Genomic DNA, 10,469 nt, shown 5'->3' with positions numbered 1-10,469 from the left:
GGCTGGTGGGGCCGACGGGTAGCGGGAAGAGCACGCTGCTGTCCCTGATCCTCCGGCTGTACCCGGTTCCACCCGGCACCGTGTCCTTCGAAGGGAGGGACGTCAACTCGATCCCCCTTGCCGAACTGCGGCGCTCCGTGAGCCTGGTCGCCCAGGACCCCTTCCTGTTCTCCGACACGGTCCTGGAGAACGTCTGCTTCGGCCTTGCGCTCCAGGACGCGGAGGCGGCCCGCCGCGCTGCCGGGCACGCGCGGATCCTGGACGAGATCGAGGAAATGCCGGACGGCTTCCGGACGGTGATCGGGGAGCGGGGGATCTCCCTGTCCGGCGGTCAGAAGCAGCGCGCCACCATCGCCCGGGCTCTTTGCACAGGCACGAGGCTTCTGCTCATGGACGATGCGCTCTCCTCGGTGGATGCAGAGACCGAACAGGAGATTTTCCGGGAGATCCTTTCCCTTCGCGGGGGCCGGACGATCCTGTTCAGCACCCATCGGATGGCCTCGCTCTCCCGCTGCGACCGTATTCTCGTCCTCTCCGGCGGAACGATCGCGGAGGAGGGGACGCACGACGAACTGCTCTCCCGCCGCAGGGTGTACTACGACCTGTACTCCCGCCAGATGCTCTCCCGGGAGATCGAGGTGTCGCCGTGAGCAACGGGCACGAGTTCTACTTCATCGAGGACCGTGTGGACGCCCAGGGGGTGGACCTGCGCCTGCTGCGCCGACTCCTGTCCTACCTCCGGCCGCACAAGGGTCTGGTCGCCCTGGCGCTCCTGGGGCTCACGCTGGGGACGGCCTGCCAGCTGGCGGGGCCCTACCTCATCAAGGTCATCATCGACCGGCACATCCTGGCCGGCCGCTTCCCCGGGATGATCCGGTGGGTCGCCCTCTACCTTGGCTCCCTGGCCGGCGCGATGGGGTTCCTGTACCTGCAGATGCTTTCCGTGTCGGTGCTCGGCCAGCGCGTCATCCTCGCGATCCGCAAGGAAATGTTCTTCCGGCTGGAGCGCCTTCCCGTTTCCTTCTTCGACCGGACGCCGACGGGCCGGCTGATGACGCGCCTGACGTCCGACGTGGAAGCGCTGCAGGAGCTCATCTCCTCGGGGCTGGTATCCACCGTCGGGGACGTGACGGTCCTTATAGGGATCGCGGCCATCCTGCTTTGGATGAACCCCGCCCTTGCGCTGGTCGTCTTCGCAGTCCTCCCCGTGCTGATCCTCTTCGTGGAGGTGCTGAAGAAATTCATCCGTGAGGCCAACCGAGAGATGCGCCGGAAGCTCGCGCGGCTGAACGCCTTCCTGCAGGAGCACGTGTCCGGCGTGGCGGTGGTCAAGGCGTTCGTCCAGGAGGAGAAGTCCGGCCGGCAGTTCGAAGCGCTGAACCGGGATTACGCATCCGAAAGCATACGGCTGACCAATTTCTATTCCTTCTATTTTCCCGGCGTGGAGCTTTTCTCCTCCGTTGCCGTGGCGCTATTGCTCTGGCGGGGAGGCGTTCAGGTCCTTTCGGGCGTCATCACGTTCGGCACGCTGGTGGCCTTCCTGGAGTATGCCCAGAAGTTCTTCAACCCCATCAAGGACATGAGCGACAAGTACAACATCCTCCAGTCGGCCCTGGCCTCCTGCGAGCGGATCTTCCACATCCTCGATTCCGAGATCGCGCCCGAATACCGTCTCGCCCTCCCGGCGCGGGAAGAGAGGGGCATGAACGGCGCGGCCCGGCCGTCCCCGCCGCCAGCCATCGAATTCCGGGACGTCTGGTTTTCGTATGGTGGAAATTCCGGCGCGGGATCCTCGCGCGGCCGAGAGGCCGTCCTGCGGGGGGTATCCTTCGCCATCCACGAAGGGGAGATGGGTGCGATCGTCGGTGCGACGGGCGCGGGAAAGACGACGATCCTTAACCTCCTCTGCCGTCTCTACGAAATCTCGCGCGGCAGGATCCTTCTGTTCGGGCGGGACCTCCGGGAGATCCCAAGGGAGGAGCTGCGGGAGATGCTCTCTCTCGTCCTCCAGGACCCCTTCCTCTTCTCGGGGTCGATCCGCGAGAACGTGGAGGCGGGCGGGCCGGCCGTGGAGAAGGCGGTTGCGGCCGCCGGCGTCGCGGGTTTTTCGGACATGTGGGAGGAGGGTCTGGAGACGACCGTCGGGGAGCGGGGTGGGCGGCTCTCCGTCGGACAGCGGCAGCTCGTCGCCTTCGCGCGCGCCCTGGCGCGGGACCCGAAGGTGCTTCTTCTGGACGAGGCTACTTCCAGCGTGGACCCTGTCACCGAGCACGAGATTCAGAAGGCCCTTGGCAATATCCTTTCCGGCCGCACCTCGCTCGTCGTCGCCCACCGGCTCTCCACCATCCTCTCGGCGGACCGGATCATCGTGCTGCACAAGGGGAAGGTCCGGGAGACGGGCACTCACCAGGAGCTCATGGAGGCCGGGGGGATCTACCATCGCCTGTACATGCTCCAGTTCAACGGGCATGCGGCCCCGACGGCCGTCTCCCCGGGCGCGAATCCGGATTCCGTTTGACAGGGGATAATATATCTTGGATACTACTCGAAAATATCCCAGTAATATTTCGAGTGGTATATAAATATGGATGAGCGCATCTTTTTCTCGTACAATCCCTGGCGCACCGGCAATTTCGTCCTTCCCGCGGGAATCGTCGAACGGGACATCCATGCAAAGGCGGTAAAGCTACTCAAGGAACGGGAGATTCTCACCCTGCTCGGCCTGCGGCAAACGGGGAAGAGCACGCTGGCCTTCCAGCTCATCCGTCACCTCCTGCAGAAGGAAAAGACGGCGCCCGAACGCATCTTTTATTTTACCTTCGATGACCTCTCGCTGCGTCAGGAACTCTCGGCCTCCTTCGACAATTTCCTGAAGGTCGTGGAGCGATTCCTCGGGGCCGATGTCCGGCGGCGGAAAACCATCGTTTACGTCTTCGTCGATGAAGTTCAGAAACTCCCCGGGTTTGTCGAGTACATCAAGATTCTCTACGACCTGCGGTTGCCGATCAAATGGGTGTTGACCGGTTCTTCTTCGCTGGAACTCAAGTCGCAGGTCAAGGAGAGTCTCGCCGGCCGGGTCCTGCACCTGCCCGTCTTCCCCTTCTCCGAACACGAGCTGTTTCTCGGGAATGGCTACCCGCCTCCGGATAAAACCCCCGTGTGGCGGTTCCTCTTCGAGGGCGAGAGCCCGCAGAAGAGCACGCTCAGGAAAATACAGGCGGAGTTGCTTCCGCACAGGGAGCGGATCGAAAAGGTTTTTGAAGAGATCCTGGTATTCGGAAGCCTTCCCGCCGTTGCCTTGAGCCGGGATACGGAGAGGAAGAAGCTTCTCCTGAAAAACTACCGGGACACCTACCTCGACCAGGACATCCGGAACCTGGTCAAGGAAGACAAGCTCTGGGTCTACCAGAGGGTCATGGAACTCCTCGCCGGCCGGGTCGGGGATCTCCTCAACTACTCCATGATCGCCGCGCAACTGGAGGTGACCGTCGACACGGTCAAGCGGTATGCGCTGCTGCTGGAAAAAACGTTCGTCCTGAGGAATCTCACCACGTTTTCCCGGAACGTCAGGGCGAATGTCCTGAAAACCCCCAAGGTTTATTTCACCGATCTCGGATTGCGAAACGCCCTGCTCGGGCTTGGCGACCTGTCCCAGATCGAAAAACTTGGGCAATTCGGGGTGGTGCTGGAAAATGCGCTCGTCGAAAGGTTGCAGGCGGTCATCCACCGCGGAGGATACGAGACGCGCCTCCATTATTGGCGGACCAGGACGAAAGAAGAGGTCGACATCGTTCTCGCCGGCCCGACCCGGCTTCTGCCGATCGAAGTGAAAAGCGACCGGCGGATCCGCCCCCGACACCTGAAAGGGATCAGGAGCTTTCTTGAGAAAGAGAAAGAAACGGTAGGGATCGTGGCGGGCCGATTCGAGAACGCGGAGATCCTCTCCGAGGGGAAATCCCGCATCTATCTTCTCCCGTACTGGTTTTTCTGATCCCCTTTATACTAGGATAATGTCTTTAATCTCCTACCGGAGGGACCTTACGTGACAACCCAGGCGGTCGTGGAGACGAATCTCCCGGGGATGAAGTTCCTCGGGCGCGGCAAGGTGCGCGACATCTATGAAGTGGACGGCAAGCTCCTCCTGGTGGCCTCCGACCGGCTCTCCGCGTTCGACGTGGTGATGCCGGACGGGATTCCGGGGAAAGGGCAGGTCCTGAACCGGATCTCCGCCTTCTGGTTCCGCAAGCTGGAGGACATCGTTCCGAACCACATGATCTCCATCGAGGTGGGCGAGTTCCCACCTGCGGCCCGCGCCCATGCGGAGATGCTGCGGGGACGCTCGATGCTCTGCCGGAAGGCCGCGCCGCTCCCGATCGAATGCGTCGTTCGCGGCTATCTCTCCGGCTCCGGCTGGGCGGAGTACAAGGAACACGGCGAGGTGTGCGGCATCCCGCTTCCTGCGGGGCTCGTGGAATCCGCTCGCCTCCCGGAGCCGATCTTCACGCCGGCAACGAAGGAGGAGAAGGGGAGACACGACGAGAACATCTCCTTCGAGCGGATGGTGGAGATCGTGGGGAAGGCAAGGGCGACACAGGTGCGCGATACGGCCGTGGCTCTCTACCGATCGGCCGCGGGATACGCCCTCGGGCGGGGAATCATCATCGCCGACACGAAGTTCGAGCTTGGGCTGGCCGACGGAACGCTCCTCCTGATCGACGAGGCGCTGACCCCCGACTCGTCGCGCTTCTGGCCCGCCGCCGATTACCGGGCCGGCGGCCCGCAGAAGAGCTTCGACAAGCAGTTCGTCCGCGACTACCTGCTGACGCTGCCGTGGAACAAGACCGCGCCGGGCCCCAAGCTTCCTTCCGACGTGATCGAAAAGACGTCGCAGAAGTACCGGGAGGCGCTCCGCATCCTGACCGGGAGCGACATCGAGTAGGGACGGTCCTGGAGAGAGCGTTGGCAGAACCCTTCCGCAAGATCTTCATCGCCAACCGGCTCCGAGGCGAAAACGAGGACGGGAGGGAAATTGCCAAGCGAGGGGATCCGGGGAAAGACGGTCGGGATCATCGGGGGCGGCCCCGGCGGCTCCGCGACCGCCATCCGCCTCAAGCGGCTCTCCCGCGAGAAGGACCTGGGCCTTCGCGTCGTCCTTTACGAGGGGAAGGATTTCGAGCGCCACCACAACCAGTGCGTCGGCGTTCTTTCGCCCCCCATCGAGGAGATCCTGCGTGGCGGCCTCGGCGTGGAGCTCCCCTATGAAATCTTCAAGCGCCAGATCTACGGCTACCGCCTCCACGCCGGGAGGAAGGAGATCCTCCTCGTCGGGCCCCACCGCGCCGGCGCGACGTACGCCGTGCGGAGGGTGATGTTCGACCGGTTCCTTCTGTCCTGCGCGGAACGGGAAGGGGTGGAGGTGTACCGCAGCCGGGTGACCGGCATCGATTTCCCGAAGGGGGACCGGAAGCGGGTCTTCCTCTACACCGAGGGAGGGATGCTCAAGGCGGACGCCGTGGTCGGGGCGTTCGGTCTCGACGACGGCATGATCGACATCTTCGAGGACGCCACGGGGGGAAAGTACAGCCGCCCCGGCAAGTTCATCCAGACGTACGTCATGAAGTTCCATTCGGATCCCTCCTTCATCGAGAAAAAACTGGGGAGTATCATCTATGCGTACCTGTTCCCCCCCGGCATCCCCAATCTGGAGTTCGGGGCGATCACCCCGAAAGGGGACCACATCATCGTCAACGTGGCGGGGGCCAACGCCACCGTCGAGGACATGTTCGCCTTCCTTTCCACGGACGTCGTCCGGGAGCATCTGCCCCCCATCTCCATCGACGAGCAGGAGGTGTACCGGGGGAAGTTCCCGGGAGCGCCCGCCGAAGGAGCGGTCGGGGACACGCACCTCACCGTGGGCGACGCCACGGGGTGGCTGCGCCCCTTCAAGGGGAAAGGGATCAACCTGGCGATCGAGACGGGGATCCTGGCGGCGGAGACGTTGGTGGAGCGCGGGATATCGCCCGCATCCTTCCGGAGATACGAGGAGGTGACGAGGCCGCTGCGGGAGGATTACCTCTACGGGACGTGGATGCGGAACCTGTGCAAGGCGGGGGACATCATGGGGATGCTGGGGACCGTTCTCTCGATGGCCAAGGTGGACCAGGGGATCCACGATGCGCTTTTCAACGCGGTGTCCGGCCATGACTCTTTCAAGAACATCTTCCGGAGGTACGCCCGCCCTTCCGTGCTCGCCGACGTGGTCCGGAACTATGCGAAAGACCGGTGGAGGAAAGCATGAGCGTGACGGTGAGGAGGATGAACACGCAGGACGCGGAGGCGGTCCTTGCGATCAACGAGAAGATCACCGGGCGGCCTCACGAGGCGCAATATGAATCCCGGATCATCGATGCCCTGACGCGGAACCCGCTGGCCTGCCTCGTGGCCGAGACGGAAGGGGTGGTCGTCGGGTTCATCCTGGGCGAACTCCGCGGATGGGAGTTCGCCATTCCGAAGAGCGGGTGGATCGAGATCGTCGGGGTCGACCCCGATTTCCATGGGAAGGGGATCGCCCGGGCGCTGATCGAGAAACTGGACCTGTACTTCCGCAATCAGAACGTTGAGCGGGTCATGACGATGATCAACTGGAACGAGGGCGGCCTCGTGGGCTTCTTCCGGGCGCTCGGGTTCGAGCGGTCCGAATTCATCCTGCTGGAGAAGGAACCGGGTCGACGGTGAGGAGGGAGTTTTGCAACGCGTTGCGCCCGCGGACGGCTTCTTCGTCCGCCTGAAAGGGGTTCTCCGGCCTCTCCCGAACCGGGTGGCGACCCCCGAGGGGCTGCGTTCCGCAGGGGTTCTGGTTCCGTTGCGCGCCCGCGGGGACGAGGTCACCGTGGTGCTCGCCCGGCGCACCGAACAGGTGCCGCACCACAAGGGGCAGATCTGCTTCCCCGGCGGGAGCCGCGATCCCGGAGACGCCGATCTTCTGGAGACCGCGCTCCGCGAGGCGGAAGAGGAGCTGGGAATCCGCCGCGACGACGCGGAGATTCTCGGGACGATGGACCCCGTCGTGACCGTGACCGGATTCTGCATCCAGCCGTTCGTGGCGAACGTTTCCGCAGCCACCGGTTTTTCCCTGGACGAGTTCGAGGTGGCGGAGGTCTTCGAGGCTCCCTTGCCGATCTTCGCGGAGTTCGACCGCTACCGTTACGCCGAGGCCATGTTCCGGGGAGAGCGGAACCGGGTCTACTTTTTCGATTACGGGCCGCACACCATCTGGGGCGCCACCGCAACCATCCTGCATCGGCTGGCCGAGCTGGTGGTTGAATGCGGGTCCATCGCCGGGTAGTATAAGAGATTACGTCCGAAGTTCCGCATCCGGGAGCAGGTGCAGCGAATGCCTCAGCGGAAAGAGCCCGGCTCCGTCGGGCTGGCGAAGAAGAAGTTTTTCACCTTTTGCGATCCGCCTCACGAGATGGACCTTGAGGGAGGGGGCCGGCTCGGGCCGGTTACGCTCGCCTACGAAACATACGGCAGGCTCAACCGGGACAAGACGAACGCCCTTCTCATCCTGCACGCGCTCTCCGGGGACTCGCACGCCGCCGGGAAATATTCCGCGGACGATCGCAAGCCCGGCTGGTGGGACAACACGATCGGCCCCGGCAAGGCGTTCGACACCGACAAGTTTTTCGTGATCTGCTCGAACGTTCTCGGCGGGTGCCAGGGCAGCACCGGGCCCTCTTCCATCCACCCGGCCACGGGGAAGCCGTACGCCCTCTCCTTCCCGATCATTACCCTCAACGACATGGTGCACGCGCAGAGGCGCCTCATCGACCACCTTGGGATCGAGCGGCTTTTCGCGGTAACCGGGGGATCGATGGGGGGGATGCAGGCGCTCCAGTGGGCGGTCTCCTACCCCGACCGCGTGCTGGCCTCGATTCCGATCGCCACGACGGCGAAGCACTCCCCCCAGCAGATCGCCTTCAACCAGGTGGGGCGGGCGGCCATCATGGCGGACCCGAATTTCAACGACGGGGATTACTACGACAGGGAAGTCCCGAAGGACGGGCTGGCCCTCGCCCGGATGGTGGGGCACATCACCTACCTATCCGACGACTCGATGCACGAGAAGTTCGGCCGCCGGCTCCGGGGAAAGAAGACGCTCGGCTACAACTTCAACCTCGACTTCGAGGTGGAGAGCTACCTGCGGTACAAGGGAGACGCCTTCGTCAGCCGGTTCGACGCGAACTCGTACCTGTACATCACGAAGGCGATCGATTACTTCGACCTCTCCCTGCCGTCGGGGTCGCTCGTCAAGGCGCTGGAGAAGGTCAAGTCCAAGTTCCTGGTCATCTCTTTCAAGTCGGACTGGCTCTATCCACCTTACCAGTCCAAGGAGATCGTGAAGGCCCTGATGGTGAACGGGGTCGACATCACGTATTGCGAAATCGACTCGCGGTACGGCCACGACGCCTTCCTCATGGACGAGGGGGAGATGCTGAAGATCCTCAGGAACTTCCTGGAGAACGTGGCTTCCCGCCACGGCATCGCGGTTCCCGCGACGGGGTCGTGATGCCGGGCACGAGAATCGACTACAGCGTCATCCTCGGCCTCGTCCCGCCGGGTGCGAAGGTCCTGGATCTGGGGTGCGGCGACGGGACGCTCCTTGCCGGCCTCGTCCAGGCGAAGCGAGTGACCGGCCGCGGCATCGAGATCTCCGAAGAGGGCGTCCGCGCCTGCATCGCCAAGGGGCTGACCGTCCTGCAGGGGGACATCGACGAAGGGCTGCGCGACTATCCCGACCGCTCCTTCGACTATGTCATCCTCAACCAGACGATCCAGGCGGTCAAGAAGCCGGACGTGGTCCTCTCGGAAATGCTGCGGGTGGGGGAGAAGGGGGTCGTCGGCCTTCCCAACTTCGCCTTCTGGAGGATGCGCCTGTACCTGCTGTTCAACGGGCGGATGCCCAAGACCGAATTCCTGCCGTACGAGTGGTACGACACGCCCAACATCCACTTCTGCTCCGTTCTCGACTTCGAGGAGTACTGCAGGAAGAAATCCGTTACGGTGGAGAAGCGGATCTTCCTGTCCACCGACCGCGGGGGCCGGGTGCTCAAGGGCGTGCGCCCGAACCTGTTCGCCGAGAGCGCTGTCTATCTCCTCTCGCGCAGACAGCCCGCCGCTGCCGAACGAACCGGTTGATTTTTCGGGAGGCTTGGGATACAATTCAAAATTCTATAAGGTTGGGGCTGTAGCTCAGCTGGGAGAGCGCCTGAATGGCATTCAGGAGGCCGTCGGTTCGATCCCGATCAGCTCCACCAGTTAAATCAAGGGGTTAGGCTTACCGGCCTGACCCCTTTTTCTTTCCGGGTGCGCCTACAGTAACCATAATGTGTACTGAAATCCACCCAGCGGAATGCCCTGGTTTTCAGAACGATGTTTTCTGTCAGGGTTTTTTCTGTTGAGAGCAAGGTGACTTGTCCGGTTTTGTAGCAAATTGTCCGCTTTTTTTCTTGCATATGGTAAATCGGATGGTAAAATTGGGCAAATATTTCGCAAATTCGTGTAAATATTATCAGGGAGGGTTCCCGGCCGGGGGGCCATCATCGGGCAACTGTGTGCAATATCCCCCTTGATCGTGAGGGGCGTATCCGTTCCAACCCAAAAGGGCGGTAGCCAGCCCGGATACTGCCAACCAACCGGTCGGCTGGGCGGAATTCAGCCCATTCCCACAGAATCTTCCCGGAAGGTGCCGATGAAGACGATCCTCGTGCCTCTTCGAACCGTCCCTCTGTGCATCTTGCTTGCGGCGCTTTTTGCCGGCTGCGCGAGCATCCCAGCCGTCTCTTCCGGGACGATCCGGGATATCGGGGGGCCCGCCGGTTCCCCCGTGGTCGAACAGGAGACCGTCTCCGTCGCGCCTTTCGTGCAGGAGAAGCCCCCTCCCGCCAATTACGTGATCGGCCCCAACGACATCCTTTTCGTGAACATCTACGGAAGACCGGAGCTCGGCAGCCCGATGGGACCTTCCGGCGGAACCAAGGTCCAGGGGAGCCGGGTGGACGGCAACGGCGACATCCACCTCCCCCTGGTGGAAAGCGTCAGGGTCGCGGGAATGACCGTCGTGCAGGCGCAGGAGAGGCTGAAAGATGCCTTCAAGACCTACGTCAAGGAGCCGTGGGTCGTGGTCGAGATGGTGGAGTACCGGAGCAAGCCCCTCTACCTCCTCGGGCAATTCAAGGCCGCCGGGACCTATTACATGGACCGCCCCTTGAACCTCCTCCAGGGGATCGCGCTCGGGAACGGGCTCGACCCGACCGCGAACCTGCGCGGCGCCCGGCTCATCCGAGAGGAGAAGACCCTGCCCGTCGACATCCACGACCTGCTTCAAAACGGGGACAAGAAACAGAACGTCTGGTTGCAGGCGGGGGACACGATCTACGTCCCGGACGACAGGGCGCAAAACGTCTTCG

9 protein-coding genes, 1 tRNA gene and 1 pseudogene are annotated in these 10,469 nt (G+C 62.9%); all 11 read left to right on the top strand.

The window, feature by feature from the left end; genetic code table 11:
- Positions 1-5: 5 nt before the first annotated feature.
- The 11 genes and pseudogenes from A2Z13_03550 to A2Z13_03500 all read left to right on the top strand — a co-directional run bounded on the left by A2Z13_03550 (position 6) and on the right by A2Z13_03500 (position 10,469).
- Positions 6-650, top strand: a complete 645-nt coding sequence (locus tag A2Z13_03550) for a hypothetical protein (protein OGP78614.1) — start codon at positions 6-8, stop codon at positions 648-650.
- Positions 651-673: 23 nt separating this feature from the next.
- Positions 674-2,518, top strand: coding sequence for a hypothetical protein (locus A2Z13_03545; GenBank protein OGP78616.1), 1,845 nt, complete (start codon positions 674-676; stop codon positions 2,516-2,518).
- A 66-nt stretch (positions 2,519-2,584) separates the two neighbouring features.
- Positions 2,585-3,991, top strand: a complete 1,407-nt coding sequence (locus A2Z13_03540) for a hypothetical protein (GenBank protein ID OGP78613.1) — start codon at positions 2,585-2,587, stop codon at positions 3,989-3,991.
- A 90-nt stretch (positions 3,992-4,081) separates the two neighbouring features.
- On the top strand, positions 4,082-4,939 hold the full coding sequence (locus A2Z13_03535) for a phosphoribosylaminoimidazolesuccinocarboxamide synthase (GenBank protein OGP78615.1): 858 nt from the start codon (positions 4,082-4,084) through the stop codon (positions 4,937-4,939).
- Between the two features lie 90 nt (positions 4,940-5,029).
- Entirely contained in the window at positions 5,030-6,298 is a 1,269-nt protein-coding gene (locus A2Z13_03530) for a hypothetical protein (protein OGP78612.1), read from the top strand.
- Positions 6,295-6,735 (top strand): hypothetical protein, encoded by a 441-nt coding sequence (locus tag A2Z13_03525; protein OGP78611.1) that lies wholly within the window; start codon positions 6,295-6,297, stop codon positions 6,733-6,735. Before A2Z13_03530 ends, A2Z13_03525 begins: the two co-directional genes overlap by 4 nt.
- A gap of 10 nt (positions 6,736-6,745) precedes the next feature.
- On the top strand, positions 6,746-7,345 hold the full coding sequence (locus A2Z13_03520) for a hypothetical protein (protein ID OGP78610.1): 600 nt from the start codon (positions 6,746-6,748) through the stop codon (positions 7,343-7,345).
- A gap of 39 nt (positions 7,346-7,384) precedes the next feature.
- Positions 7,385-8,569, top strand: a complete 1,185-nt coding sequence (locus A2Z13_03515; protein OGP78609.1) for a homoserine O-acetyltransferase — start codon at positions 7,385-7,387, stop codon at positions 8,567-8,569.
- Complete coding sequence (locus tag A2Z13_03510) at positions 8,569-9,198, top strand: methionine biosynthesis protein MetW (protein ID OGP78608.1); 630 nt, start codon at positions 8,569-8,571, stop codon at positions 9,196-9,198. Before A2Z13_03515 ends, A2Z13_03510 begins: the two co-directional genes overlap by 1 nt.
- 43 nt (positions 9,199-9,241) lie before the next feature.
- Positions 9,242-9,317, top strand: a tRNA-Ala gene (locus A2Z13_03505).
- A 434-nt stretch (positions 9,318-9,751) separates the two neighbouring features.
- Positions 9,752-10,469: pseudogene (locus A2Z13_03500) on the top strand (sugar transporter).

This window comes from Deltaproteobacteria bacterium RBG_16_64_85 (genome assembly GCA_001798885.1).
Lineage (GTDB): Bacteria > Desulfobacterota > Deferrimicrobia > Deferrimicrobiales > Deferrimicrobiaceae > FEB-35.
Note: the sequence above shows the minus strand (reverse complement) of the source record. Positions and strands in the feature narration are given on the sequence as shown.

What these genes read in the sequence shown, in the direction of transcription:
- A2Z13_03535 (OGP78615.1), top strand. Translation starts at nt 4,082, where the DNA reads ATGAAGTTCCTCGGGCGCGGCAAGGTGCGCGACATCTATGAAGTGGAC.
- A2Z13_03510 (OGP78608.1), top strand. Translation starts at nt 8,569, where the DNA reads ATGCCGGGCACGAGAATCGACTACAGCGTCATCCTCGGCCTCGTCCCG.
- A2Z13_03525 (OGP78611.1), top strand. Translation starts at nt 6,295, where the DNA reads ATGAGCGTGACGGTGAGGAGGATGAACACGCAGGACGCGGAGGCGGTC.
- A2Z13_03540 (OGP78613.1), top strand. Translation starts at nt 2,585, where the DNA reads ATGGATGAGCGCATCTTTTTCTCGTACAATCCCTGGCGCACCGGCAAT.